Annotated in this window: 26 protein-coding genes; 18 read left to right on the top strand and 8 right to left on the bottom strand. The window is 64.0% G+C overall.

Going from position 1 to position 26536, the window contains the following annotated elements:
* Positions 1-44: 44 nt before the first annotated feature.
* Together A6A04_RS08060 and A6A04_RS08065 are read right to left on the bottom strand one after the other, a co-directional pair.
* Positions 45-461, bottom strand: coding sequence for a DUF2946 family protein (locus A6A04_RS08060; protein WP_322096814.1), 417 nt, complete (start codon positions 459-461; stop codon positions 45-47).
* A gap of 55 nt (positions 462-516) precedes the next feature.
* Positions 517-747, bottom strand: a complete 231-nt coding sequence (locus A6A04_RS08065; protein WP_068491751.1) for a hypothetical protein — start codon at positions 745-747, stop codon at positions 517-519.
* Between the two features lie 143 nt (positions 748-890).
* Between A6A04_RS08065 and A6A04_RS08070 the strand changes: the two genes are divergently transcribed.
* The 4 genes from A6A04_RS08070 to A6A04_RS08085 all read left to right on the top strand — a co-directional run bounded on the left by A6A04_RS08070 (position 891) and on the right by A6A04_RS08085 (position 5642).
* Positions 891-3188 (top strand): ATP-dependent helicase, encoded by a 2298-nt coding sequence (locus A6A04_RS08070; RefSeq protein WP_068491710.1) that lies wholly within the window; start codon positions 891-893, stop codon positions 3186-3188.
* A 140-nt stretch (positions 3189-3328) separates the two neighbouring features.
* Positions 3329-4228: a 50S ribosomal protein L11 methyltransferase gene (locus A6A04_RS08075; protein WP_068491712.1), complete on the top strand. Its 900-nt coding sequence runs from the start codon at positions 3329-3331 to the stop codon at positions 4226-4228.
* Positions 4229-4581: 353 nt separating this feature from the next.
* A complete protein-coding gene (locus tag A6A04_RS08080) occupies positions 4582-5130 on the top strand; it encodes a GAF domain-containing protein (protein WP_082914792.1) in 549 nt (182 codons plus the stop codon).
* A 62-nt stretch (positions 5131-5192) separates the two neighbouring features.
* The gene (locus A6A04_RS08085) at positions 5193-5642 is read left to right on the top strand and encodes a gamma-glutamylcyclotransferase family protein (RefSeq protein WP_082914793.1); all 450 of its coding nucleotides are present in this window, start codon (positions 5193-5195) and stop codon (positions 5640-5642) included.
* A gap of 62 nt (positions 5643-5704) precedes the next feature.
* Here the strand turns inward: A6A04_RS08085 and A6A04_RS08090 are convergent, their stop codons facing one another.
* Positions 5705-6997 (bottom strand): D-alanyl-D-alanine carboxypeptidase, encoded by a 1293-nt coding sequence (locus A6A04_RS08090; protein WP_068491714.1) that lies wholly within the window; start codon positions 6995-6997, stop codon positions 5705-5707.
* A gap of 222 nt (positions 6998-7219) precedes the next feature.
* Here A6A04_RS08090 and A6A04_RS08095 point away from each other — a divergent pair, with 222 nt between their 5' ends.
* The 4 genes from A6A04_RS08095 to clpA all read left to right on the top strand — a co-directional run bounded on the left by A6A04_RS08095 (position 7220) and on the right by clpA (position 11721).
* Positions 7220-7873, top strand: a complete 654-nt coding sequence (locus A6A04_RS08095; RefSeq protein ID WP_245651125.1) for a hypothetical protein — start codon at positions 7220-7222, stop codon at positions 7871-7873.
* Positions 7874-8005: 132 nt separating this feature from the next.
* Positions 8006-8881, top strand: coding sequence for a phasin family protein (gene phaP, locus A6A04_RS23405; RefSeq protein WP_082914794.1), 876 nt, complete (start codon positions 8006-8008; stop codon positions 8879-8881).
* A gap of 185 nt (positions 8882-9066) precedes the next feature.
* Positions 9067-9399 carry an ATP-dependent Clp protease adapter ClpS gene (gene clpS / locus A6A04_RS08105; RefSeq protein WP_068491716.1) on the top strand — a complete coding sequence of 111 codons (333 nt, stop codon included), beginning with the start codon at positions 9067-9069 and terminating at the stop codon, positions 9397-9399.
* 18 nt (positions 9400-9417) lie between these two features.
* A complete protein-coding gene (gene clpA, locus A6A04_RS08110) occupies positions 9418-11721 on the top strand; it encodes an ATP-dependent Clp protease ATP-binding subunit ClpA (protein WP_068491718.1) in 2304 nt (767 codons plus the stop codon).
* A 210-nt stretch (positions 11722-11931) separates the two neighbouring features.
* Here the strand turns inward: clpA and A6A04_RS08115 are convergent, their stop codons facing one another.
* Positions 11932-12342 carry a hypothetical protein gene (locus A6A04_RS08115; RefSeq protein WP_068491720.1) on the bottom strand — a complete coding sequence of 137 codons (411 nt, stop codon included), beginning with the start codon at positions 12340-12342 and terminating at the stop codon, positions 11932-11934.
* 198 nt (positions 12343-12540) lie between these two features.
* Here A6A04_RS08115 and A6A04_RS08120 point away from each other — a divergent pair, with 198 nt between their 5' ends.
* Positions 12541-12720 carry a Rieske (2Fe-2S) protein gene (locus A6A04_RS08120; protein ID WP_068491722.1) on the top strand — a complete coding sequence of 60 codons (180 nt, stop codon included), beginning with the start codon at positions 12541-12543 and terminating at the stop codon, positions 12718-12720.
* 86 nt (positions 12721-12806) lie between these two features.
* Here A6A04_RS08120 and rpsI read toward each other — a convergent pair whose 3' ends face one another.
* The 3 genes from rpsI to A6A04_RS08135 form a co-directional block, all read right to left on the bottom strand.
* The gene (gene rpsI / locus A6A04_RS08125; RefSeq protein ID WP_068491723.1) at positions 12807-13277 is read right to left on the bottom strand and encodes a 30S ribosomal protein S9; all 471 of its coding nucleotides are present in this window, start codon (positions 13275-13277) and stop codon (positions 12807-12809) included.
* A 4-nt stretch (positions 13278-13281) separates the two neighbouring features.
* Entirely contained in the window at positions 13282-13740 is a 459-nt protein-coding gene (rplM, locus tag A6A04_RS08130) for a 50S ribosomal protein L13 (RefSeq protein ID WP_068491725.1), read from the bottom strand.
* Positions 13741-13885: 145 nt separating this feature from the next.
* Complete coding sequence (locus A6A04_RS08135; protein WP_068491760.1) at positions 13886-15616, bottom strand: sensor histidine kinase; 1731 nt, start codon at positions 15614-15616, stop codon at positions 13886-13888.
* A gap of 200 nt (positions 15617-15816) precedes the next feature.
* On the opposite strand from A6A04_RS08135, the gene A6A04_RS08140 reads away from it, so the two are divergent.
* From A6A04_RS08140 to A6A04_RS08165, 6 genes are all read left to right on the top strand, one after another.
* A complete protein-coding gene (locus tag A6A04_RS08140; protein ID WP_068491727.1) occupies positions 15817-16260 on the top strand; it encodes a hypothetical protein in 444 nt (147 codons plus the stop codon).
* 129 nt (positions 16261-16389) lie between these two features.
* Positions 16390-17706 carry a PP2C family protein-serine/threonine phosphatase gene (locus A6A04_RS08145; protein WP_068491729.1) on the top strand — a complete coding sequence of 439 codons (1317 nt, stop codon included), beginning with the start codon at positions 16390-16392 and terminating at the stop codon, positions 17704-17706.
* 131 nt (positions 17707-17837) lie between these two features.
* On the top strand, positions 17838-18482 hold the full coding sequence (locus A6A04_RS08150; protein WP_172822746.1) for an ATP-binding protein: 645 nt from the start codon (positions 17838-17840) through the stop codon (positions 18480-18482).
* Between the two features lie 59 nt (positions 18483-18541).
* Complete coding sequence (locus tag A6A04_RS08155; RefSeq protein ID WP_068491733.1) at positions 18542-18847, top strand: STAS domain-containing protein; 306 nt, start codon at positions 18542-18544, stop codon at positions 18845-18847.
* A gap of 27 nt (positions 18848-18874) precedes the next feature.
* Complete coding sequence (locus A6A04_RS08160) at positions 18875-20587, top strand: methyl-accepting chemotaxis protein (RefSeq protein WP_068491735.1); 1713 nt, start codon at positions 18875-18877, stop codon at positions 20585-20587.
* A 147-nt stretch (positions 20588-20734) separates the two neighbouring features.
* The gene (locus tag A6A04_RS08165) at positions 20735-22153 is read left to right on the top strand and encodes a tetratricopeptide repeat-containing serine protease family protein (protein WP_245651126.1); all 1419 of its coding nucleotides are present in this window, start codon (positions 20735-20737) and stop codon (positions 22151-22153) included.
* On the opposite strand, the gene A6A04_RS08170 is transcribed toward A6A04_RS08165, so the two are convergent.
* Positions 22154-23143: a transglycosylase SLT domain-containing protein gene (locus A6A04_RS08170; protein ID WP_068491737.1), complete on the bottom strand. Its 990-nt coding sequence runs from the start codon at positions 23141-23143 to the stop codon at positions 22154-22156.
* 318 nt (positions 23144-23461) lie between these two features.
* Between A6A04_RS08170 and rpsL the strand changes: the two genes are divergently transcribed.
* The 3 genes from rpsL to fusA are packed head-to-tail and all read left to right on the top strand — an operon-like array spanning position 23462 to position 26426.
* Complete coding sequence (gene rpsL, locus A6A04_RS08175) at positions 23462-23833, top strand: 30S ribosomal protein S12 (RefSeq protein ID WP_008620996.1); 372 nt, start codon at positions 23462-23464, stop codon at positions 23831-23833.
* Between the two features lie 13 nt (positions 23834-23846).
* Complete coding sequence (gene rpsG / locus A6A04_RS08180; RefSeq protein WP_068491738.1) at positions 23847-24317, top strand: 30S ribosomal protein S7; 471 nt, start codon at positions 23847-23849, stop codon at positions 24315-24317.
* Between the two features lie 24 nt (positions 24318-24341).
* Positions 24342-26426, top strand: a complete 2085-nt coding sequence (gene fusA, locus A6A04_RS08185; RefSeq protein ID WP_068491739.1) for an elongation factor G — start codon at positions 24342-24344, stop codon at positions 26424-26426.
* The last annotated feature ends 110 nt before the right edge of the window (positions 26427-26536 follow it).

Genomic DNA, 26536 nt, shown 5'->3' on the forward strand with positions numbered 1-26536 from the left:
ATCTCCATGACAGACGGAATCGGCCAAGGCCGAGCCCTAAAGGGTCAGGAGAAAGAGGGCGGACCGCGTTGGGGATGGGGAAGATGCCCTGGATTGCCAACCGCACCGCGATCGGCGGGCGGCATGACGGTGTACAGCGGCACCGGAGTGGGGGCCACGTTCCACGCCAATGCCGGCAGCAGTAATTTGGCACCCGCGTTAATCTGGCAGAACTGGCAATGGTCGTGCGTGACCTTGGCGGGGGTGGGAATGCTGTCGGTCGAGTTGGAATGGCAGATGGACGCCGCCAGTTCCTGATCGATCGACAAGGCCGCCTGGGCCGGAGCCATCGGCAGCAGGATCTGGAGCACCAAGGCAAGCACGCCCGCCCAAGCGGCAATCCGCCCGAGGCAGTTCCCCCGCTTCCTAGCCGTCGATGCGTTACCCTGGAACGAAACCATCAAACCCCACATTGCCGCCATGGGCGGTATAGGAATTCCTAATGTAGCACGCGCTTTCGCGCCAAATCCACCGCCCTCATCCCGGACGCTTCACTGGGTCGTTGGTGTAAAGAGTGTGGTGCCAGTAGGACAGCCCCAACAGCGCCACCCCGGCCACCACATGGGCCAATCCGGCATTGCGTCCACGCAGGAACCCGGTCAGCACTAGCGCCCCCATGGAAACCGCCATGCCGGTCTTGGCCAGGGAGCGGTTGCGCAATAGACGCTCACGCCGCACCGAGGCGGGTTTTGCAATGGCGTCGGCCATACCCATCTCCATGCCTAATCCAGCACTGAAACCTGGGCGTAATTCAATTCCAGGTCATTGACCTTGGTCAACACCATTCCACCCGCCGGGCCGGAGCGAAAATAGCTGCTGCGGCCCGGCCCTGCTTCGGCCAATATCCCGCCATGTCCGATCTTGATCCATTCTCCCTGAATGACGATGTCGTTCCGCCATCGCGCCTCGCCAGCGGCCCCTTGCCGGTGGCTCCCGATGCCCCCTGGCTGAAAGGCCTCAACCCCGAGCAGTTGGAGGCGGTCACCAGCCTCGACGGCCCGATACTTGTGCTGTCGGGGGCGGGAACCGGCAAGACCAAGGTGCTGACGGCGCGGCTGGCACAGCTTCTGGCATCGCGCCGGGCCCAGCCCTGGCAATGCCTGGCGGTGACCTTCACCAACCGCGCCGCGCGCGAGATGCGTGACCGCGTCGCCGCCCTGGTCGGGCCACCGGCCCAGGATCTGTGGCTGGGCACCTTCCATTCCCTGTGCCTGCGCATCCTGCGCCGCCACGCCGCCCTGGTGGGGCTGGGAAGCGACTTCACCGTGCTGGACGCCGACGACCAGCTCCGCGTGTTGAAGCAGGTGATGGAGGCCGAGCGTATCGACCCCAAGGCGACGCCGCCCCAGGCGCTGATGGGGGTGATCCAGCGCTGGAAGGACCGGGCGTTGACCCCCGACAAGGTGGCGGGCGAGAGCGGCGCCGATCTGGCGGGCGGTCGGGCGCGCGAGCTGTACCGGCTGTACCAGGACCGGCTGCGCGGCCTCAACGCCAGCGATTTCGGCGATCTGCTGCTGCATACGCTGACGGTGTTCCTGTCCGACGCCTCGGTGCTGGACCACTGGCAGGGCCAGTTCCGCTATCTGCTGGTGGACGAGTACCAGGACACCAATGTCGCCCAGTATCTGTGGCTGCGGCTGCTGGCCCAGAAGCACCGCAACATCTGCTGCGTCGGCGACGACGACCAGTCCATCTATTCCTGGCGTGGCGCCGAGGTGGGCAACATCCTGCGCTTCGATAAGGATTTTCCCGGCGCCCGCGTGGTGCGCCTGGAAAGCAATTACCGCTCGACGCCGCATATCCTGGGGGCGGCCTCGGCCCTGATCGCCCATAATGGCGGGCGGCTGGGCAAGACGCTGCGGCCCGGCCTGTCCTTCGATCCCGAGACGGTGGAGAAGATACGCACCCACGCGGTATGGGACGGCGAGGCCGAGGCCCGGCTGGTGGTCGAGGAGATCGAGGCGCTTCAGCGCAAGGGTGAAAGGCTGGCCTCCATGGCCATCCTGGTGCGCGCCGGTTTCCAGACCCGCGAATTCGAGGAACGCCTGATCACCACCGGCCTGCCCTATCGGGTGGTGGGCGGGCCGCGCTTCTACGAGCGCCTGGAAATCCGCGACGCCATGGCCTATCTGCGTCTGGTGGCCTCGCCCGCCGACGGTTTGGCGTTCGAGCGCATCGTCAACACGCCCAAGCGCGGCCTGGGCGAGGCGGCGGTGCAAAGCATCCATATTCATGCTCGGGAATTGGATATATCGCTTTGGGACGCAGCAAGAGTTCTTTCTAACAGAACCGAACTGAAGCCCAAGCCGCGCCAGGCCCTGGCCAAATTCGTCGAGGATGTGGGCCGCTGGCGCTCGCTGCTGGACACCATGCCCCATGCCGAACTGGCCGCCACCATCTTGGACGAATCCGGCTATGTGGAGATGTGGAAGGCTGACAAGCAGCCCGATTCTCCCGGCCGGGTGGAAAACCTGAAGGAGCTGGTGGCGGCGCTGGAGGAATATTCCAGCCTGGCCGAGTTCCTGGAGCATGTCGCCCTGGTGATGGAGAACGACGAGAAGGCCGAGGCCGACCGGGTGGTGATCATGACGCTGCACGGCGCCAAGGGGCTGGAATTCGACTCGGTGTTCCTGCCCGGCTGGGAGGAGGAGGTGTTCCCCCATGCCCGCGCACTGGCCGAGACCGGCACCCAGGGATTGGAGGAGGAACGCCGCCTTGCCTATGTGGGCATCACCCGCGCCAGGAAGCGGGTGCTGGTGACCTTCGCCGCCAATCGCCGCATCTATAACCAGTGGAAGTCGCAACTGCCGTCTCGCTTCGTCGAGGAATTGCCCGAGGCCCATGTGGAGCGCTCGGCCGATCGCGGTCTGTATGGTGGCGGCGGATTGCAGGAGTCCCGGGCGGCCTGGAACGATCCGGGCTGGAGCGGTTCCCGGCGCGGCGGCGCGGCGGCGGTGCGGGCGCAGGTTCCCGCCTGGACGGCCCCCCGGCCCGAGGCCGGAAGCGGCGGTTTCAAGGCGGGAGACCGGGTGTTCCACGACAAGTTCGGCAACGGCACCGTTCTCGCCTCGGACGGTGGCAAGCTGGAAATTGCCTTCGACAAGGCCGGGACCAAGAAGGTATTGGACAGTTTCGTTGTGGCGGTTTGACATTTATGTAGTCGTCATGGCTGGACTTGATCCGGCCATCCATGGACTCCCGGATCACCCCCGGACTTGATCCGGGGGCCGGGGGTGACGAGGGTTAAACTGAGGAAGGTTAAGCTGCCTTTCCATTCTGGAGCTTTGTTATGCCCCCCGTCTTTCCTGAAATCTGGCGCTTGCGCCTGACCATCTCCATGGAGGCCGTGCCGGTGTTCGAGGAGGTGTTCGAACGCTTCGCCGAGGCGGTGACCATGTTCATGGAGGACCGCTCGGGCATTTCCGATGGTGATTGCGACTGGTTCCTGGAAGGCTTCTCGCGCACGCCGCCGGAACGGGTGGCCATCGTCTCGGCCCTGTCCGCCGTGGCCGCCGCCAACGGCATGGACGCGCCCGCCCTGGAGATCGAGCGGCTGCCCAATGTGGATTGGGTGCTGGAGAATCTGCGCGACTTCCCGCCCATCGCCGCCGGTCGCTTCTTCGTCCATGGCTCGCACTGGCAGGGCAGGCCGCCGGTGGGCAGCTTCGGCATCGAGATCGACGCGGGCACCGCCTTCGGCTCGGGCGAGCATGCCACCACCCGGGGATGCCTGCTGGCGCTGGACGCCATCGCCAAGCAGGGACGGCGGATTCGGGTGCTGGATCTGGGCTCGGGCTCGGGAATCCTGGGAATCGCGGCGGCCAAGGTTTGGTCGGCCAAGGTGGTCTGCACCGATATCGATCCGGCGGCGGTCAAGGTCTGCGCCGGCAATGCCGCCAATAATGGCGAGGCCGCCCGCATCACCGCCGTGGTCAGCGACGGCTACCGCAACCGGGTGGTGGGCGAGGGGCGTCCCTATGACCTGATCTTCTCCAATATCCTGGCGCGGCCGTTGTGCCGCTTCGCCCCCGATCTGGCCGCCCATCTGGCGCCGGGCGGACTGGCGGTGCTGTCGGGCCTGCTGGAACGCCAGGAACGCATGGTCATGGCCAATCACGAGAAGCAGGGGCTCACCCTCAAGCGCCGGGTGGTCATCGACGGCTGGGCCACCCTGGTGATCGGACGCTGACTCTGTGAACGGCAAAGGACTGGCGACATGGTCTTGCCAGACGGGGTGCTCCCTCCGCCCGATGGTCGTCGGTATGACAGGTCATTTCATTCGGCGACCGGCGTGATCGCCCCTGTGTGGGGAACTGGCCCTGGCCTCGGGCGATCTGTCCGTCCATATCCCCCATACAGGGGCGGATCGAGGGCATTCCTGTTCCCTTGACCCTGGTTCGCGGCTTGACGCCCGAGCCGGTGGCGGCCTGACGAATCAGAATTCGTTACAGAGAATCACCCGAAGTGGGTGGATCGGACAACCCGGGACACTGAATATAGTATGTCTCCCGGGTCGTTTCGGCCCTGAAATCGCAGGGTCCCATGTCCCAGGCCGTATCCCAGCTCGCCATCGTCGATGCTTTCACCCCCCAAGCGATCCGGCGCATGGATCCGGCGGTGGCGTGGGTCAGCGGACCGGCGCGGCGGTTGCGGCGGATGCTGCGGAGCATTCCCGGCTGCTCGGATATCTGCCACGTCTCCCTTTCCATGCATGAACCGGCGACGGATATGCTTTGGTCCTTCAGCGTCACCGAGGATGACAACGAGGCGGTGGAGGTCCAGGAAGTGGACATGGTCGACGTGCCGTCCTTGGTCCTGCTGGCCGACCAGCGCAGCCCGCGGGTGATTGCCGATCTGGCGGAGTTCAGCGAGCCGGGGCGGTTCCAGTCCGCCAATGCGCGGTCCGCCGGATATCGCTCCTGCATGACGGTTCCCCTCCATTGGGAGGGGGAGTTCCTGGGCTTCGTGATGTTTGGGGCCTCGGCCGCCAACTATTTCGATGCTGCCGTCCGTGATGTCCTGGATACCTATTCCGAGGCCTTCGCCATTCTGGTGGCCCGGTCCCTCGACGCCACCGCCCTCCGCTACTAGGAGCCACAAGGCCAGCTTGCGCCCGTCTCCGGGGATGGTAAATTGCGGGAGGAGGGACGGGCATGACTGACGATCTGCACACACGCGGCATGTTCTTTTTCGGAACGCTGATGGATTTGGATCTGCTGGCGCTGGTGCTGGGCCGCAGGCCGGATACCGCCCAGCGCGAGGTGGCATTCCTGCGGGGCCAGCGCCGGGTCTTCGTGGCGGGCAAGCCCTATCCCATGCTGGTGCCGCAACAGGGGGGACGGGTCGAGGGATTGCTGGTGAACGGGCTCAGCGATGCCGATGTGGAGCGTCTGGCCTATTACGAGGGCTGGGAATACGTCACCGATCCCGTCACCGTGCGGACATTGGCGGGGCGCGAGGTGGCGACCGAGATGTTCACCGCTTCGTCCGGCGTGTTGCCCGACTCCACCCGCGACTGGAAGTTGGACTTGTGGCAACGCAAGTACAAGCCCGAGGCCCTGGTTCAGGTGGCCCAGACCATGGCCCGCTACGGCCGGTTCTAACCGGCCGCCATTAGAGCGTCGAGCCCCATGAGAAACTCACATATGGGGCTCGCCGCCCTAACTCAACTGTTGGGATTGACCAGCTTGCAGGCCTTGCCCGCCCGTTCCAGCCGCTTGCAGGCGGCGCGGGCCTGGTCCTCGTTGAAGCCGGAAATGCGGGCGCGATAGACCAGCTTCTTCTTGGCGCCGGTCTTGTCGATGTCGATGGAGCCCTTGGCCACCAGACCGCCCAACTTCTTGGCGGCATCGGTGGCGGCCTTATGGGCGGGGCGGTACTCGTTGAAGGCTCCCACCTGGATGGACCAGGTCGGCGGGTCGGCATCGCCCACCGCCTCGTCATCGTCATCGTCGTCATTATTGGCGGCGGGCTTGGCGGCGCCGCGCATGGCGACCTTCTGGGGCTTGGCCTTGGTGACCTTGTTCGGCGCCTTGGCCTTGGCGACTTGGGCGGCGGCGACCAGTTCGTCGATATTGGGCAGGTCATCCGAGGCTTCGGCCTCGGCCATTTCCACGGTCTCGCCCTTCTTGACCCGGGCGAAGCCCTTGTCCAGCAACTGCGCCATGTGCTTGTCGCGCGACGCGCCGGTCGTGCCGCCGAACACCACGCCGATGATGCGCTTGTCACCGCGCTTGGCCGAGGCGATCAGATTGAAGCCCGAGGCGTGGATATAGCCGGTCTTGATGCCATCGGCGCCGGGATAGTTCAGCATCAGGCGGTTATGGGTGTTGATGGGCTGACCCTCGTAGACGAACTGCCGGGTCGAGAAATACCTGTAGTAGCCGGGATGATGTTCGATCAACGCCCGGGCCAGCAGGGCCTGGTCGCGCACGGTGGAAACCTGGCCGGTATCGGGCAGGCCCGAGGCATTGCGATAGGTGGTGGAGCGCATGCCCAGCGCCCGGGCCTTGCGGGTCATCATCTGGGCGAAATTGGCTTCGGAGCCGCCCACCGCCTCGGCCACCACCACGGCGACGTCGTTGGCCGACTTGGTGACCAGCGCCAGGACGGCGTCACGCACGGAAATGCGGTCGCCGGGGTCCAGGGCCAGCTTGGACGGGGCCTGCGCCGCCGCATGGGCCGAAACCGGCAGCATGGAATCAAGCCGGAAGCGGCCCTTGTCCATTTCGTCGAACAGCAAGAACAGAGTCATGACCTTGGTCAGCGACGCCGGATAGCTCCGGGCATCGGGACTGGCGGCATGAAGGACGGCGCCATTGTCGGCGTCGATGACGATGGAGGCGTAGCGGCCGGCCTCGGCCGGATTGGTTGAGCCCAGCAGAGTGGCCAGACCGATCGTGGTGCCGATCAGGGCGAGGCGAAGGGCTTTGATGAATCCGGTTCGATTCAGGTGCAACGTCTCGACCTTCCGTTCAGCTGCGGATCAGGATTATGCTAGCCGGGGAATCCTAAAGAAATTACGAATCGGTGTCCAGCCTTGGAGCAGCCAAATTTCGGCCATTTTGGCCTGCTACAAGGTCGATTCCACCCCCCAGGCAATGAAATTCTCCACGGGGTGGGCAAGGATTCAGTCTCGGGATTGCAACCCTAAGGACTCATGATGGTGTATCATTCACGAATGGCGATTCTGTTTGCGGCGCTTGCCGCGCTGGCGGGGTGTTCGTACAAGGGCGGCGACATCGGCGATCCGTTTCACCGGAAGTTCCATTGGGCGTCGTTCGTCAAGGGCGAGGATATCGCCCAGACCTGCGATGCTTCGGCTCCCGATCGATTCCGCCTGGTCTACAACGCCATCTGGGGCGAGCAGGTCAGGGTCTATGAGTGGGATTCCATCCGTGAGTCGTTGCGGATTCGGGTGGTTGGCGGCGGCAATCTGCGCGACATGACCCTGGGAGATCCCCTGGCGGCGTGGCGTGCGGCCGAGGCCTCGGTGCCTCTCGACCGGACGGCGCGCGACGGGTTGGTCAGGGCCCTGGCCGAGGCCAAGGCCTTCGGCCCCCCGGCGGTCGGGCTGGAACTGCCGTCACGCTCGTATTACTGGGCGTCGGCCAGTTGCTACCAGGGCCGGTTCACCTTTACCGGCTGGGCCTATCCATCGGTCGAGTTCGACGCCGCCCGCTTTCCCGCCGCCTTGTTCGCCCAGGACCCGGGGCGCGACACCGTTCGTCCGCCTGCCGCCATCCCCATGGACGTGATGTACGAATACGACAAAAGGCGTGGTGCGGTGATGGAATTCACCCTTCGGGTGGATGCCCCGGTCTTGGGAAAATGATGCTTATGTTGCAGCGCAAAAAACGGCATTGACTCTGCTCGTGCCAGTGGAGCATATTGAGGTCATGTTGCATTGCGGCATGATCCCGGTCGGGATCGCTGCATCACCCCAAAGCCCAGGAGCCACCTGACCATGACCACCCAGAAGGCCAAGCCGGCCACCGCCGCCGCCACTCCCGCCGTCAAGGCCCCCGCCCCGGCCCCCAAGGCCACCAAGGCCCCCACCGCCATTGCTCCCGTCGTCGCCGCCCAGGCCGAAGCGGTCAAGAGCATCGAGGAAGCGGTCAGCGTCGGCAAGGAAACCATCGAGACCGTGGTCAAGGCGTCGTCCACCGCCGCCGCCAAGGGCTTCGACAAGGCCGCCAAGGGCTACGACAAGGCCGTGGCCCTGTCCAAGGAACATGTGGAAGCCGCCGTCGCCGTCGGCAAGGAAACCATCGAGAGCGTGGTGAAGGCCTCGACCGACGTTGCTTCCAAGAGCTACGACAAGGCCATTGCCCTGGGCAAGGAACAGGTTGACGCCGCCGTCGCCGCTGGCAAGGAAACCCTGGACACCGTGGTGAAGGCTTCGGCCGATGCCGCCGCAAAGGGTTACGACAAGGCCGTCTCCCTGTCCAAGGAGCAGGTCGAGGCCGCCGTGAAGGCCCAGTCCGTCGCCTACAAGGGCTACGAGGACTTCATCGCGCTCGGCAAGGACAATGTCGAAGCGGTGGTCAAGGCCTCCAACATCTTCGGCAAGGGCCTCCAGGACATCTCCAAGGCGTTCATCGCCCTGACCCAGTCCGCCATCGAGGAAAACGTCGCCGCCTCCAAGGCCCTGCTGGGCGTCAAGACCCTGCAGGAATTGATCGACGTCCAGACCGGCATCGCCAAGTCCAACGTGGACAAGGCCGTCGCCGAGGCCACCAAGCTGTCGGAACAGTCGCTGAAGCTGGTGGAAGAGGCCCTGGCCCCCATCGGCGAGCGGGTCAAGGTCGCCGTGGACAAGCTGGTGAAGTCGGCCGCCTGATCGGCGATCCTTCGCAGTCTGCAGGACGGCCCGTCGGGGGATGCCCCGGCGGGCCGTTTCGCTTTTCAAGCCCGGCCAGCAATGCCGGTTTAGAATGGTTCCATGCAAGAGCCCCCCTTTTCCTTGGCCTGAAACACCCAATATGATTAGGGTGTGACGAGGACAATTCCTGAGCACGCGAGGCCATGAGCGACGACGGCAACGACAAGCGACATGACGACGGCAATCAGACGGGCGTGGTCATCAAGACCCGGCCGAAGACCAAGAAGCCGGCCATGTACAAGGTTTTGATGCTGAATGACGACTACACCCCCATGGAATTCGTCATTCACGTCCTGGAACGGTTCTTCAACAAGAACCGGGAAGAGGCGACCCGCATCATGCTGCACGTTCATACCCGTGGCGTGGGAATTTGCGGCGTCTACACATACGAGGTAGCGGAGACCAAGGTGACCCAGGTCATGGACCTGGCGCGTCAGAACCAACATCCGCTGCAGTGTACGATCGAGAAGGAATGACCCAGAAAGGAGCGGTCCATGCTGTCGCGCAACCTGGAGCAGAGCCTGCACCGTGCCTTGTCCTACGCCACTGATCGGCGGCACGAATACGCCACCCTTGAACACCTGCTGCTATCGCTGACCGAGGACCAGGACGCGGTCGCGGTGCTGCGGGCCTGCAACGTCGATATCGACAAGCTGAAGCGCGACCTGACCGAATTCATCGACACCAGTCTGGTGGATCTGGTCAGCCCGCGGGCCACCGAGCCCAAGCCCACCGCCGGGTTCCAGCGGGTGGTGCAGCGGGCCGCCATCCATGTCCAGTCATCGGGCCGCGAGGAAGTGACCGGCGCCAATGTGGTGGTGGCGCTGTTCTCGGAACGGGAAAGCCACGCCGTCTATTTCCTGCAGATGCAGGACATGACCCGGCTCGACGCCGTCAACTATATCAGCCATGGCGTCGCCAAGGCGCCGGGACGCGGCCAGAGCCGCACAGTGCACGGCGCCGATGAGGACTCTGGCGGCGAGAAGGTGGTGAAGAAGGGGCAGGAGGCCCTGACCGCCTATTGCGTCAACCTCAACAAGAAGGCGACCCAGGGCAAGATCGACCCGCTGATCGGCCGCGACGAGGAGATCGACCGCACCATCCAGATCCTGTGCCGCCGCTCCAAGAACAACCCGCTCTATGTGGGCGACCCCGGCGTCGGCAAGACCGCCATCGCCGAGGGCCTGGCGCTGCGCATCGTCAAGGGCGAGGTGCCCGACGTGCTGAAGGACGCCACCATCTTCGCGCTGGATATGGGCTCGCTGCTGGCGGGCACCCGCTATCGCGGCGATTTCGAGGAACGCCTGAAGGCGGTGGTGACCGAGCTGGAGAACTATGACGGCGCCATCATGTTCATCGATGAAATTCATACGGTAATCGGTGCGGGGGCCACCTCGGGCGGCTCCATGGACGCGTCCAACCTGCTCAAGCCGTCACTGGCGGCGGGGTCGCTGCGCTGCATCGGCTCGACCACCTACAAGGAATTCCGCAATCACTTCGAGAAGGATCGCGCCCTGGTTCGGCGCTTCCAGAAGATCGACGTCAACGAACCCAGCATCCCCGACACCATCAAAATCCTGAACGGCATCAAGAGCTATTACGAGAGCCACCACAAGGTCCGCTACACCCCCGACGCCATCAAGGCGGCGGTGGAGCTTTCGGCCAAATACATCAACGACCGCAAGCTGCCCGACAAGGCCATCGACGTCATCGACGAAGTGGGCGCGTCCCGCATGCTGCTGCCGGAATCCAAGCGCCGCAAGACCGTGACGGTAAAGGATATCGAGGATGTGGTGGCCAAGATCGCCCGCATTCCCCCGAAAAGCGTCTCGACCGACGACATGGCCGCGCTCAAGACCCTGGACCGCGACCTCAAAACCCTGGTGTTCGGCCAGGACAAGGCCATCGACGCCCTGGCCTCGGCCATCAAGCTGGCCCGTGCCGGTTTGCGCGAACCGGAAAAGCCCATCGGCTGCTACCTGTTCTCCGGCCCCACCGGCGTCGGCAAGACCGAAGTGGCGCGCCAGTTGGCCAAGATCATGGGCATCGAGCTGACTCGCTTCGACATGTCGGAATACATGGAGCGGCATTCGGTCTCGCGCCTGATCGGCGCCCCGCCCGGCTATGTCGGCTTCGACCAGGGCGGGTTGCTGACCGACGCCATCGACCAGCATCCCCATTGCGTCCTGCTGCTCGACGAGATCGAAAAGGCCCATCCCGACCTGTTCAACATCCTGTTGCAGGTCATGGATCACGGCAAGCTGACCGACCACAACGGCAAGAATGTGGATTTCCGGAACGTCATCCTGATTATGACCACCAATGCCGGGGCCTCCGATCTGGCCAAGCCCACCATCGGCTTCGAGCGGGACTCCCGCGAAGGCGACGACACCGAGGCCATCAACCGCATGTTCACCCCGGAATTCCGCAACCGGCTGGATTCCATCATCGGCTTCGCCAATCTGACGCCGGACATCGTGTCGCAGGTGGTGGACAAGTTCATCATGCAGCTGGAGACCCAGCTGGGCGACCGCGACGTGGTCATCGAGCTCACCGACGAGGCGCGCGCCTGGCTGGCGACCAAGGGGTATGACAAGGCTTTTGGTGCCCGGCCACTGGCCCGGGTGATTCAGGAATACATCAAGAAGCCCCTGGCCGAGGAACTGCTGTTCGGCAAGCTGGCCAAGGGCGGTATCGTGCGGGTCAAGGTGGACGAGGCCAGCAAGAAGCTGGCCTTCGACTGCATCTCCGCCCCGCCCAAGCCCACCAAGACTCCGGAACCGGAACTGGTGGGGTAGGGGGCGTTCGCGATAAATATGGAAGGCGTCGTGCCCGGACTTGTTCCGGGCATCCACGTGATTCGGGCGGTATCGCGCCAGACGGAAAGACGTGGGTGGCCGGGTTAGGCCCGGCCATGACGATGATGTAAATCTATAGCACTTACACTCGGCCTTGCCATTGCGGCGGCGACGGTGGCCATTGACGGACCGTCCCGCCCCTTCTTCCTGTCACCCCAGGGCGTTGGAAATCAGGTACTGGGCGATATCGGCGGGCTTGACCTTCAAGGTCTTGGGCTCCTGGTTGGTTTCCAGCGCGATGCGGATGCGCATGGAATTTTCCACCTTCATCAGGTCGATCTTAACTAGGCCCCTGGCGCCCTTGATCTTCGGGTAGTAATTGGGGTCAACCAGCTTTTCCTTGCGGGCGAGGCGGTCCAGCAGCGCCTGCTCGGTGGTATCCTCCACCTCCTGGGCCTTGATCAGTTCCCAGTCGGAGAAACCGGCCAGGCCGGCGGCCAGGATCGATGCCGGGTCGGCGTCCTCGGCATAGCCGATCTTGTAGAGCGTGTTCTTGCCCAGCCCGACATCGGCCCCCCAGGCCTGGAGCCCCTTGCTTCTGGCGACGTAGACGATGCCCATATCCCTCTCCGGCGGATGATGATGCTCCACTGGTAACACGGTCCTCGGCGCGATGGAACCGCCTTGCCCAAGCTTTGGCATATGCGCGGTTCATTGGTATCAAAACCAGTATTTATGCCCGTTTCAGGGGTTCTCTGTATTGCGGAGCCGGGGGAATTGTCCTAGATCAAGCCCCGGAGAGGGAGAGGACCGACCACTATGCTTGCCACCCGTATCGCGCTGACGGAACCGCGCAACGTCCAGCTTCGCTGCGGCGCCTGCCGCTATTTCCTCCACGACCGCTGTAGCCATTCATCGGCGCGGCTGGATGAGCAGGAAACCAAGACCGGCGAGTGCCCCTATTTCCGTTTTTCGCACGGGCATCAGGTCGGCTACTGACCGTCTCTTTTCCGATGTCCCAAAGACGAAGGGCCTGGAGTTTCCTCCAGGCCCTTGTTTCTTGTCCACCAGGGGACGAAGCGCGATCAGCGCTTCGAGAACTGGGTGGAGCGGCGAGCCTTGTGCTTGCCGTACTTCTTGCGCTCGACCACGCGGGGGTCGCGGGTCAGGAAGCCGCCAGCCTTCAACGCCGGACGCAGGGCCGGGTCGAAGAAGGTCAGGGCGCGGCTGATGCCGTGGCGCAGGGCGCCGGCCTGACCGGACAGGCCACCACCGGTGACGGTGCAGTTCACATCGAACTGACCCTCGACCCGGGCGGTCTGGAACGGCTGGTTGATGATCATGCGCAGCACCGGCCGGGCGAAATACACCGGCAGTTCGCGGCCGTTGACGATGATCTTGCCGGAACCGGGCTTCACCCAGACGCGGGCGACGGCGTTCTTACGCTTGCCGGTGGCATAGGCGCGGCCCTGGGCATCGACCTTGCGGACGTGGACAGGCTGGGCCTGGGCCGGGGTCGCGGCCTTCAGATCGGCCAAGCTGGAGAGATCGGCCATGGGACTACCTCTTATTCTTCGGGTTCAGCGCGCCGACATCCAGCGCGGCAGGCGCCTGAGCCTCGTGCGGATGGGCGGGGCCGGCATAGACGCGCAGGTTCTTCATCTGCTGACGGCCGAGCGGACCACGGGTGATCATGCGCTCGACGGCCTTTTCGATGACCCGCTCGGGGAAGCGGCCGGACAGCAGCTGACCCATGGTCCGGTCCTTGATGCCGCCGGGATGGCCGGTATGCCAGTAGAAGCGCTTGTCGGCGAGCTTGTTGCCGGTCAGCTTGACCTTCTCGGCATTGACGACGATGACGTTGTCGCCCATGTCCACATGCGGGGTGTAGGTGGGAAGATGCTTACCGCGCAGCCGCATCGAGACGATGCTGGCGAGGCGGCCGAGCACGACGCCGTCCGCGTCGATCACAACCCACTTCTTTTCAACTTCGGACGGTTTGGCGTTATAGGTCTTCATGGCACCCACGGCAAAACCAGTTGGCGATGCCGGAGCGAATCCCCGGCGTCGAGGGCGCGGAGTATGCCACAGGGGGATATTCTGTCAATGCCAATTAAATCATTTAAATTCAAAGACTTATTGTTGCGGTACCTGGGTACCGCGTCTAGATGTGAGCGTTGATGCCGCTTTTGTCGGCCTGGTGAACCGGACCGCCCTTGGGAAAGGCCACCAGGAAGGTGCTGCCCTGGTCGGGGACCGACTCCACCCAGATGCGGCCGCCATGATGCTCGGCGATCTTGCGGCAGACCGCTAGGCCGATGCCGGTGCCTTCGTACTGTTCGCGGGTGACCAGACGCTGGAAGACGCCGAAGACCCGCTGCAGGTCGCCCTCGGCGATGCCGATGCCGTTGTCGGTCACGCTCATGACCCATTCGGCGCCAGTGTCGGCGCAGGAGACCTTGACCCGGGGCGGCCGGTCGGGGGCGCAATACTTGATGGCGTTGCCAATGAGGTTCTGGAACAGCCGCACCAGTTCGGAGCGATCGCCGGACACGGTGGGCAGGTGGGCGGCCACCACCACGTCACCTTGTTGCTCGGCAATGGCCACTTCCAGATGTCGGGTGGCGTCCTGCAGGACCTGGTTGAGGTCGATGGGTTCCAATGGATCGTTCTGGCGGCCGATGCGGGAATACTCCAGCAGGTCGATGATCATGCGATCCAACCGCTTGGCGCCATCGATGGCGAAACCGAAGAAGGTGCGGGTGTCGTCGTTGAGGCTGGGCTGCAGGGTCTTGAACAGCATGCCGAGATAGCCGCTGATCATGCGTAGCGGCTGGCGCAGGTCGTGCGACGCCACATAGGCGAACTGTTCAAGCTCCTGGTTGGAGCGGTGCAGTTCCTCGACCAGGTCGGCGAGACGGGCTTCGTTCAGTTTCTGCTGGGTGATGTCGGTCTTGATGGCGAGGAAGTTGGTGATTTCGCCTTCCACATTCTGGATCGGCTGAATCGAGGCCAGTTCCCAATAGAGTTCGCCAGTCTTGCGCCGGTTGATCAACTCCCCTTCCCATTTTTCCCCGGCGCTCAGCGCCGCCCACATGGCGGCGTAGGTCTCGGGCGGGGTCTTGTCGGATTTCAGGATGCGTGGATTGCGGCCCATGACTTCGTCGGCGTCATAGCCGGTGATCTTGATGAACTCGCTGTTCACATACTGAATCTTGGCCGACAGGTCGGTGATGACGATGGAGACGGGGCTTTGTTCCACCGCCCGGTTCAGCATGTGCATGCGATGGGCGGTTTCCACCGCGGCGGTGATATCGGTGCCGGTCCCGCGATAGCCCGCGAAACTGCCATCGGGATGGAAGCGAGGGATGCCATTGACCTTGACCCAGCGCGGCCGCCGGCCGCCATCCTCCAGCCAGTATTTGAAGTCGCGGAACGGGCGATGGGCGGTGAGATCGGCGATATGGGCCTGCCACTGCTCGGAATCGATCTCCATTCGCTCGCTGGCCACGTCCCAGCGGCGCTTGCCCAGCAGGTTGGTGGGAGGGATGCCGATGGTGGTTTCGAATTCGTCGGAAATCCAGGTGAAACGCTGCTCGGAATCCGTCTCCCAGTACCAGTCGGCGATGGTTTCCGACAGTTCCCGATACCGGGACTCGCTTTCCTCGAGGGTGGCGAGGCGGGCCTTCAGGGAATCGCGCTCCTCCTCCATCTGACGCAGCGCCTTGAAGGCCCCGGACAGCGAGCGCGCCGTCAGGTAAAGGAGGGCCAGCATCACCAGCGCCATGGCGCCGATGGCATGAAGCGGAAGATCGGGAAGGGATAGCGTCACGATGCTCACGACGGCGACAAGGCCAAGGCCGATGGTCGACAGGATGGGCTTGCTGAGGATCATGAAAGAGGACACACCGGATCGCTGAGATTACCCGAAAGGCTCCTCGCCCCGCGGCACCCCACTCCCGCCCGCGTCTTGCGTCGCGGCTACGAAACCGGGTGCGAAAGTATAGTCCTGCCGTGTGCGGATTTCACGCCTTAATCCCAGGGGTGAGACTGCGCAACGGACTTTGCCGGACGAGGCGAACGGGGATATGATCATTGGACAAGATCAAAAAGACGGTGATCATGAAAGCTGTCCTTGCCGCCTGTCTTCTGCTGCTTGCGGGTTGTGCCTTGCCGCCGCCGGACCAGCCCGCCCATTTCGTCCGAATGGGGCGCTTTGTCGGACTGGTGGCGAATTGTGGCTGTTCCGATATCACGCCCGATCGCATGCGCGCCGATTACGCGCAGACCCTGGGAGGGCGCTATTCTGCGGCGGAGATCACGGCCATGAAGGGCTATGTGGACCTGGCGGCCTCCGAGCAATGGCAGAATCGTTCGCTGGTCTGCGCCGAGGTCTGCTCACAGGCCTGCATGGTGCAGTCGGTGGTGGAGCCGCTGGGGGGGCGTCGGGTTGCCGCTGTCGGCTGCCTGGTCAACGAGCGTGATCTGCATCTGACCGACGGTTCGCAACTTGACCAGCCGGGGTCGGGACGAGACTGAATTCATCTGTGTTCGTCAGTCATTTACGATCGGTTGATGCATGGAATGGACCTTTGTCATGCCTATGCGTTAGGATTAGATGTATGACGAAGGGATTATACGCTTTCGGGGTCTGACGGGGATGGCGAAATGAATGATTTGGCGGGCACCTTGGCGCCAAAGGTGGGGGGGCGTCTGGTCAAATTGCCGAGTCGATCCGTCGGCTGGGGTGTGGACCAGATTCTTCGCCAGTCCTCCTTCGTCCCCCAGTTGACGGTTTGGCGTCCCAACAAGGACCGGCTGCAGGTGCTGCTGGTGGAAGACGAGCCCGGCGACGCCAAGCTGGTGGAATTCGCGTTGCGGATGTCCTCCGCGCCGCTGTTCCTGGTCGCCCATGTCACCACCCTGGCGGCCGCCATCGCCCATATCGCCAGTGGTGCCGAGGTGGATGTGGTGCTGCTGGATCTCAGCCTGCCGGATTCTTCGGGGATTTCCACGGTGTCGCGCATGCAGGAGGCGGCGCCCAAGACGCCGCTGATCATCATGACCGGCATGGACGATCCGCGTTTCGCCACCTATGCGCTGGAGGTCGGCGCCCAGGACTATCTGATCAAGAGCGATGATCCCGAAAAGACGGTGGGACGCGCCATTCGCTATGCCATTTCCCGCATGGCCAGCCAGTTGGAGCGCCAGGCCCTGATCGAGCGCATCGCGGATCAGCAGCGCCATCTGGTGGAGGAGGTGGAGGCCGCCCGGCGGATGCAGTTCGATCTGCTGCCGCGCCCCGAGCGCGTCGATCCCCGGCTGGAGGAAATGGGCATCGAGGTCGAGGCCTTTTTCGAACCGTCTTCCGGGATTGGCGGCGATCTGTGGGGGTGTATGGATTGCGGCGACAACCGCATGAGCTTCTACAGTTTCGACTTCAGCGGCCATGGAATCGGTGCCGCCCTGAACGTCTTCCGGCTGCATGCCCTGATCAGCGACCACTGGGATCCCAGGCTGAAGCCGGGCTTTCTGCTGAAGATCCTGGGGATGGCGCTGCGCGGCCTTTTGGGTCGCGGCCAATTCGCCACCATGTTTATCTGCACGGTGGATACCGAGCGGGGCGAGATCGAGTGGGCCTCGGCCGGAGCACCGGCCCCCGTGCTGCTGACGGGGGGCGATTTCCGTTTCCTGGACGCCAGCGGCGTTCCCCTCGGGCTCAGCCGCACGCCGGAATATTCCGAGCATCGCGAGGAATTTCCGCCGGGCGCCAGCTTGCTCATGTACAGCGACGCCATTACCGATGCGCCGGTGGGCGATGAAAAGACTTTTGGCGAAGAAGGGTTAGGGCGTCTGATGCGCGATATCCTGGGCGCTGATGGCGGGCTTCGGGTTGAACATCTGATCGACGGTTTGTACGAACGGGTCCGGACGCCCTTGGAGGACGACCTGACCGCGGTCTGCATCCGGCGGCTTGGAGGCTGACCATGGTTGCTCGGACCTCATCCGGATTGGATGCCGTCTCCATTTGCAGTCCACAGCGGCCCCTCACCCTTGTCTGTCAGGGGGGGGGCACGGAGGATGTGGGGGCGCAATGCGCCGCCCTTGGATTGCGGTTGGCGAGTATTCCCGAAGGGGTGGACGGTGATCTCCTGCTGATGGGCAACGCCGACGAGGCCAATGTGCGCGCCGGTTTGGCTTCGCCTTATGGCGGGTTCATCGAATTGGGTGTCGAGGGATTGCTGGGGGTGGGGCTTCGCTGTTTCGAGACGGCTCGCGCGGGCGGTCTGGCCTTGTCGCTGAAGACCAGTTCGGTCTATGCGCTGAGCACCCTCGAACTGGTCAGCCAGGCCATCCGGACCAATCCGCTGCTGGCGGCGGGCGAAGCGGCCGATTTCGTCGATATCTGCCTGGGCGAGGCTATCAGCAATGCCGTGATGCACGGCAACCTGGATGTTCCCGCCCATCTGCGGATCAACTCCAAGGGCTTCCAGCTGTTCCGGCAGGTGATGCAGGAACGTTTGGCTGATCCGGTCCTGGCCTGCCGCCGGATCGAAATCAATGTGGTTCCCCGGGGCAACGGCTACATTTCCGTGCTGGTTTCGGATCAGGGGCGCGGCTTCGACCTGGCCGAGCAGCTTAGCCGAACCGTGGATTGCGATGCCAAGCGGGGCCGCGGGCTCGGCCTGATCAACCGGATCTGCTCGTCCTTGCTGACCGAGGACGGCGGACGAACACTTGTGATGACATTTGCGAAATGATGGCGATATATGGCGCTGTGCGTGCACGCGCCAGGGTGGAATGGTGAAGGAGGTGGATTATGCAATTTCGCGTCAAGGATGATGGCGCCACTGTCCATGTCTCGCTGGAAGGGCAGTTGAACTTCGCGGCCAATGAGGACTTCCAGGCGCTGCTGAGCCAGTTGGGTGCCTTCAAGAACAAGAAGGTGATCTTCGACATGACCGCGCTCAGCCATATCGATTCGGTCGGCTTGGGCCTTCTCTACATCGCGCGCGAGGACATGAGCGAGGCGGGGTCCACGGTGGTCCTGGCCAATCCGCGCGACAATGTGCTGCGGATGCTGCAACTGACCGAGGCTCACAAGACCTTCGAAATCCAGCGCTGATTTCCGACGAAACTGGAGCGAGCGAGCATGTCCAGGGCGGTTTGGCAAAGCCTGCGTTTGCGGCAGCGGTTCATGATCGCGGTCGGGCTTGGCGTTATCGTCATGGCGACCCTTATTGTCGTGTTCATTGCCCGCTTCGAGGAGCAGGCCCTGGAGCGCAAGCTTCACGAGCTCAGCGTCAACGAGATGACCTCGCTGCACGCCCTGATCCTCAATGTCATGGCCACCCGTCCCGAGGATGCCGACAATATCGGCATCAAGGTGTTCAACAAGTGGTTCGACAGCCGTAACATCCATTACGCGGGCAAGGTCTGGAGCGTGTGGGGGCCCAAGGTCGCCGCCCATATGAAGGAGGCCGAGCCCGAGCGCCAGCCCAAGAGCGCCCAGGATGACATCGACCAGGAGGCCCTGGTCAGCGGCAAGCCGGTGGGGCGCATGGTCGGGGGATACTATCGCTATGCCATGCCCATCGTGCTCGGCGTCACCGACGGCGCCAAGGACGAGGTCTGTTATGCCTGTCACGGCGGTATGGGCATGCAGGATGGCGATGTCATCGCCGTGCTGTCGTCGTCGCTGTCCAATGCCGAGGAAAAGGCCGAGCTGAACAAGGTGCTGATGGCGCTGATCGGCTTCGGCCTGGGAGCGACGGTCCTGTCCGTCTTCGGCATCCGCTCCATTCTGACCCGGGTGATCACCCGCCCCATCGGCCGCATGACCACCCTGATGGCCAAGCTGGCCGACGGTGATACCTCGGTGGAGATCGAGGCGATCGAGCGCAATGACGAGGTCGGCGACATGGCCCGCACCGTTCAGGTGTTCAAGGAGCACATGCTGGACGCCGACCGCCTCCGTGCCAGCCAGGAGGAGGATCGCATCCGCGCTGCCCACGACCGCGATCTGGCCATGCGCCAGATGGCAGACAGTTTCGAAGGCACCGTCAAGGCCAAGGTGGCCGAGGTGGAGGCCTCGACCTCCGGTATCCGGGGCACCGCGCACTCCATGGCCAATCGCTCGGAAAAGAGCGGCGGCCGGTCGCTGGAAGTGGGCGAGGCGGCGGAAATCACCACCGAGCGCGCGGCCGCCGTGTCCGAGGCCACGCGCAAACTGGCCCTGTCCATCAATGAGATCGCCCAGCAGGTGGGTGAATCCAGCCGGATCGCCCAGCAGGCGGTCAGCGACGTCAATACCACCGCCAGCCAGATGACCGGCCTGTCGCAGGCGGTCCAGGCCATCGGCAATGTGGTGCAGTTGATCAACGACATCGCCGCCCAGACCAATCTGCTGGCGCTCAACGCCACCATCGAGGCCGCCCGGGCCGGCGAGGCGGGCAAGGGCTTCGCCGTGGTGGCCAACGAGGTCAAGAACCTGGCCAACCAGACCGCCAAGGCCACCGAGGAAATCTCGGTCCAGGTGGCGGCGGTGCAGGGCTCGACCCGCGAGATGACCGCCAGCATCCAAGGCGTGGTGGAGATCATCCGCACCATCGATAGCATCTCCAGCGCCATCGCCACGGCGGTGCAGCACCAGGAGAGCACCACCCACGACATCGCCTCCAATATCGACGAAGTCGCCCATCAGGCGGGTGAGGTGTCGCGCAGCGTCACCGACCTGTCCAAGGCCTCGGCCATGAGTTGCGCCGGAACCATCCGGGTGATCTGGAGTGCGAAGAATCTGGCCAGGGTGGTGGAGGAACTCAGCCACGAGGCCGAACAGTTCCTGGTTTCCGTTCGCGGGAAATAAGGGTGGACTCAAAGCCGCATCGGGAAGGTGGATTCCGCCCCGGATGCTGATATAGGGTGAAGACCTGAGATGGTTGCCGCGTTACTATGCGGCAAAGGTGAATTCCGCATTTTGCATCGACACGGTCAGAGCATCAGGGGAGAAGCCATGGGCTCGCGGCGGATGTTGGTGTTGGCGGCGCTGCTGGCGCTGTGGCCGGGCTTGTCCGCCCAAGCCGCATGCTCGGTGCGTCCGTCGACCTCCTCCGATCTCGCAGAATGTTCCGTCGCCGCCAAATCCGGCGATGCGGTGGCGGCACTGTTGCTTGGCGACGCCATGGCCGACATTTCGACCCGGCTTTATGATCCGCTGGCCGCCGCCGGATGGTGGGACCAGGCAGCCCAGGGCGGCAGCAGCGTGGCCTTGCGGCGCCTGTTCGATGCCTATTGGTATGGTCGCGGGGTGGACAAGGATGTTGCCAGGGCCCGTGGCTATCTGGACCGGGCGGCGGCCGAGGGGGCGCCCTGGGCGCGGCTGACCCGGGCCCTGCTGCTGGAAAATGAGAACAAGGGCGAGGCCGCCGAGCTTTATACCGCCCTGGCGGCCGAAGGGAATTGTCTGGCCCAACTGCGGCTCGCCCATGGCCATGACCGGGGCGGCTGGCTGGAGAAAAATCCGGCCCAGGCCTATTACTGGGCCAATGTGGCCGCGGCCAGCGCCCGCGCCCAGGGGCGGGCGGAGGGCCATCCCCTGTTCGAAAACCGTTTTCATTACGGTGATTGTTCGACCGAGTCCTATTTCTTCCGGCAGGAATCGGGTAAGGCCTTGCCCGCCGACCTGCGGCAGAAGGTGGACGCTTCGGCGGCGTCCTGGCGTCCCGGCCGCCTTCCCGAGCGGCAGGGACCGGTGGAAGTCCCGGCGGCCCTGGGGGTCGCCCCCGCCGGTCAGGGAGCCACGAGCGTAACCGCGCCGCGCCTGCCGGCCTGGCAACCGCTTCCGGCCGCGCTGCGCCGCGCTCCCGGCCGGGGGCAGGTGGGCGCCGAGGAGGTGTTCGCCACCGTTGGCCGTTCGGTCCATGTGGTGGTGGCCGCCCGCACCGAGGAGGACGTCAAGGCCAACCGGGTCCGCTTCGGCTCGGCGGTGGCCATGGACGAACGGACCCTGCTGACCAATTGCCATGTCATCGAGGAAATGGCGGTGATCTGGCTGCGCAAGGGCAATCAGATGATCAGGGCGACTCCGGCGGGCGGCGACGGTCAGACCGACCGCTGCCTGCTGACCGTCTCGCCGGGGCGCCTGTCGGCGGTGCCCGGCGTCAGAGCCTGGGAAGATCTGAGGGTGGGGGAAACCGTCTATTCCATCGGTGCCCCCAAGGGGCTGGAGGCGACCCTGGGCCAGGGATTGGTTTCCGGCCTGCGCGCCATCAAGGGCGTCCGCTATGTCCAGACCACGGCTCCCATCTCGGCGGGATCATCGGGGGGCGGCCTGTTCGACGCGGCGGGCAATCTGGTGGGAATCACCACCTTCCACCTGCGCGATGCCGACGGCCTCAACTTCGCCATCGCGGCGGAGGAATATTTCCGCTGATCAAACGTCCTTGGCGGTTCCGGCGGGCGGCAGCGGCCAGCGCAGGCTGAGACTGTCCGAGACCGGAGTGGCACCCTTCCCCGCCAGCCCGGGGGCGGGGGGAATGCGGGCGGGGAAGAACGGGCTTTCCGGTTCCACCGCGCTGGCGAAGGCCTCGGCCGCGCTCATCGGCGCCACATGGGCGACCACGGCGGCCACCGCCTCGGTGGTGGCATTGCTCGGCGGAGCCTTGGCGGCGGCCAGGCTGGGGGCGGTTTCGGCCACGGAATCGCGATCGGGGCGGGGAAGCGGGCGCGGCGGCAAGGCTCCGGCGCTGGCCAGCAGGGCGGGCTTGCCCGCATCGGCGTGGTCGTCGCCCAATGCGGTCTTGAAGCGGGCCTGCACCGTCTTGTACAGCCCCGCCACGGTCCCGGCTTTTCCGAAGACATCGGGATTGGCCCGGGCGGCGTCGGGCAGCAGCGAGCGGGCGGAATGCCGTGGATTGTCCTCCATGCCCTCGATGACGCGGGCGGCGCCGCCCGCGCCCAGGAAGTGGGCGAGATAGAGGTCGGAAGCGGTGGCGGCGCGGCCCAGCCGACGTTCCAGCACCTTGGCGTTATCCTTGGCGAACTCGGCGGCCATGATCGAGGACAGCTTGGGATCCTTGCGTAGGTCCAGGATGGCCTTCTTCAGGGCCTTGTCCTTCACATCCAGTTTCCCGTCCTCGCCTTTGACAATGGCGGCGGCCTCGGCATCCAGCCCATGCTCGGCGCCGTGGCGCTTGATCATGTCCAGCCAGGTCGGCGTGGTGAACTGGAACAGCCCGGCGGCGGAAGACCGCTTGTTGCGGGCCTGGGGATCGAGGCCGCTTTCCTGGGTGGCCTGGGCCAGCAGGTAATTGAATGACACGCCGGTGGTGTCGGCGGCCTCGCGGATGCCGGAAACCACATGACCGCCTTGGCGCGGTTCGGGGGTTTCGGTACGGATCACATCGGTGGTGGGGCTCTGCATGGGATGCCTCGGACTGCGACCTGGAGCCACTATAGCAGCAAAAGGTTACCAAGAATCGACTCGATCCGCGCGGTGTTCCGCCGGGGGGGCTTTTCGGCGACTCTTTCACTTGACGGGGGGGGGCTGGATAAATAGGATGCCGCCTCTCCCGGGAGACCGGTGTACGGCCATGGCCGAATTCTGGGTTTCTTTTGGGGGAGAGACAATAATTTCAACGCCGAACGGGTCGGCGACCGGAACCCGAATAAAACCCCGGTGGAAAAGCCGCCGGCGGTTTTTTCTTGGTTGCGTCGATTCGTGTGAAGGGAAAGTGACTGAATGCCCACGATCAATCAATTGATCCGTAAGCCGCGCCAGCCCGTGGCGGCGCGCAACAAGGTCCCCGCCATGGAGGCCTGCCCGCAGAAGCGCGGCGTGTGCACCCGCGTCTACACCACGACGCCGAAGAAGCCGAACTCGGCCCTTCGTAAGGTCGCCCGTGTGCGCCTGACCAATGGCTTCGAAGTGACCAGCTACATTCCGGGCGAAGGCCACAACCTTCAGGAACACTCGGTGGTGATGATCCGCGGCGGTCGTGTGAAGGATTTGCCGGGCGTTCGCTACCACATCATTCGCGGCACTCTGGACACCCAGGGCGTCAAGGATCGCCGTCAGCGCCGTTCGAAGTATGGCGCGAAGCGTCCGAAGTAAGGAGTAGATACAGATGTCCCGTCGTCACGCTGCCGAGAAGCGCGAGATCACTCCCGACGCCAAGTTCGGTGATTTTGTCGTCGCCAAGTTCATGAACTGCCTGATGCTGGATGGCAAGAAGTCCGCCGCCGAGGCCATCGTCTATGGCGCCCTGGACAAGATCCAGGCCAAGACCGGCCAGGACCCGCTGAAGGTCTTCCACGAGGCCCTGGACAACGTCAAGCCGGCCCTGGAAGTCCGTTCCCGCCGCGTCGGCGGCGCCACCTATCAGGTTCCGGTCGAAGTCCGCACCGACCGTCGCCAGGCCCTGGCGATCCGTTGGCTGATCGACTACTCGCGCAAGCGGTCCGAGACCACCATGATCGACCGCCTGTCCGGCGAACTGCTGGATGCCGCCAACAACCGCGGTGCCGCCGTGAAGAAGCGTGAAGACACGCATCGCATGGCGGAGGCCAACAAGGCCTTCTCGCACTATCGCTGGTAACCTCGAGCTCCGAGTAGACACACAATGGCCCGCACGACGCCTCTCGAACGGTATCGCAATATCGGCATCATGGCCCACATCGATGCCGGTAAGACCACGACCACCGAACGCATCCTTTACTACACCGGCAAGTCCTACAAGATCGGCGAAGTGCACGAAGGCACCGCCACCATGGACTGGATGGAGCAGGAGCAGGAGCGCGGCATCACCATCACTTCCGCCGCGACCACCGCGTTCTGGCGCGATCACCGCGTCAACATCATCGACACCCCCGGCCACGTGGACTTCACCATCGAGGTGGAGCGTTCGCTCCGCGTGCTCGACGGCGCGGTGACCGTGTTCGATTCGGTGGCGGGCGTCGAGCCCCAGTCCGAGACGGTGTGGCGCCAGGCCGACAAGTACGGCGTGCCGCGCATTTGCTTCGTCAACAAGATGGACCGCATCGGCGCCAACTTCTATCGCTGCGTCGATATGATCGTTGACCGCCTGGGCGCCCGTCCGCTGGTGGTGCACCTGCCCATCGGCGAGGAAAGCAACTATGCCGGTCTGGTGGATCTGGTGCGCAATACCGCCGTGATCTGGAAGGACGAGAGCCTGGGCGCCGAGTTCGAGGATCGTCCCATCCCCGCCGATCTGGTGGAGAAGGCGGCCGAGTACCGCAAGCAGCTCATCGAAATGGCCGTCGAAATGGACGACGACGCCATGGAAGCCTATCTGGAAGGCAACGAGCCCGACGAAGAGACTCTGAAGAAGTGTATCCGCAAGGGCACCATCTCCATGACCTTCGTGCCGGTCCTGTGCGGTTCCGCCTTCAAGAACAAGGGCGTGCAGCCCCTGCTCGACGCGGTGATCGACTTCCTGCCGTGCCCGCTGGACATCCCGGCCATCAAGGGCATCAAGTACGGCACCGAGGACGAGATCGCCAAGCATGCCACCGACGACGAGCCCTTCGCCGGTCTGGCCTTCAAGATCATGAACGATCCCTTCGTCGGCTCGCTCACCTTCGTGCGCATCTATTCCGGCGTGGTGGAATCGGGCAGCTACATCCAGAACACCGTGAAGGACAAGCGCGAGCGCGTCGGCCGCATGCTGCTGATGCACGCCAATTCGCGGGAAGAAATCAAGGAAGCGCGCGCCGGTGACATCGTCGCCTTCGCTGGCCTCAAGGACACCACCACCGGTGACACCCTGTGCGATCCCACCCCCAGCTCGCTGGTGGTTCTGGAGCGCATGGAATTCCCCGAGCCGGTGATCGAAGTGGCCGTCGAGCCCAAGTCCAAGGCCGACCAGGAAAAGATGGGCATCGCGCTGGCTCGCCTGGCCGCCGAGGATCCGTCCTTCCGCGTGACCTCCGATGCCGAATCCGGCCAGACCGTGATCAAGGGAATGGGTGAACTCCATCTCGAAATCATCGTCGACCGCATGAAGCGCGAGTTCAAGGTCGAGGCCAATGTGGGCGCGCCGCAGGTGGCGTATCGCGAGACCATCTCCAAGGTCTACGAGTGCGACTACACCCACAAGAAGCAGACCGGCGGCTCGGGCCAGTTCGCCCGCGTCAAGATCAAGTTCGAGCCCGGCGAGACCGGAAGCGGCTTCGTCTTCGAGAACAAGGTGGTCGGCGGTTCGGTTCCCAAGGAATACGTTCCCGGCGTCGACAAGGGCATCCGCTCGGCCATGGACAATGGCGTGATCGCGGGCTTCCCCATGATCGACTTCAAGGCCACCCTGGTGGACGGCGCCTATCACGACGTCGACTCCTCGGTGCTGGCCTTCGAAATCGCCTCGCGCGCCGCCTTCCGTGAAGGTATCGCCAAGGCGGGTCCGAAGCTGCTCGAGCCGATGATGAAGGTGGAAGTGGTCACCCCCGAGGACTATCTCGGCGACGTGATCGGCGACCTGAACAGCCGTCGTGGCCAGGTCAACGACATGGACCAGCGCGGCAATGCCCGCGTCATCACCGCCATGGTGCCGCTGGCCAACATGTTCGGCTATGTGAACACGCTGCGCTCCATGTCCCAGGGACGTGCCCAGTACAGCATGCATTTCGACCACTATTCGGATGTGCCCCAGAACGTGTCGGATGAAATCCGCGCGAAGCTGGCTGGTTAAATTCGACGCTATTCGAGACCGGAGTAAGAGACGATGGCTAAGGCTAAATTCGAGCGCAACAAGCCGCACTGCAACGTCGGGACCATTGGTCACGTTGACCACGGCAAGAC

It is taken from the genome of Paramagnetospirillum marisnigri (assembly GCF_001650715.1).
Taxonomy (GTDB): Bacteria; Pseudomonadota; Alphaproteobacteria; order Rhodospirillales; family Magnetospirillaceae; genus Phaeospirillum; species Phaeospirillum marisnigri.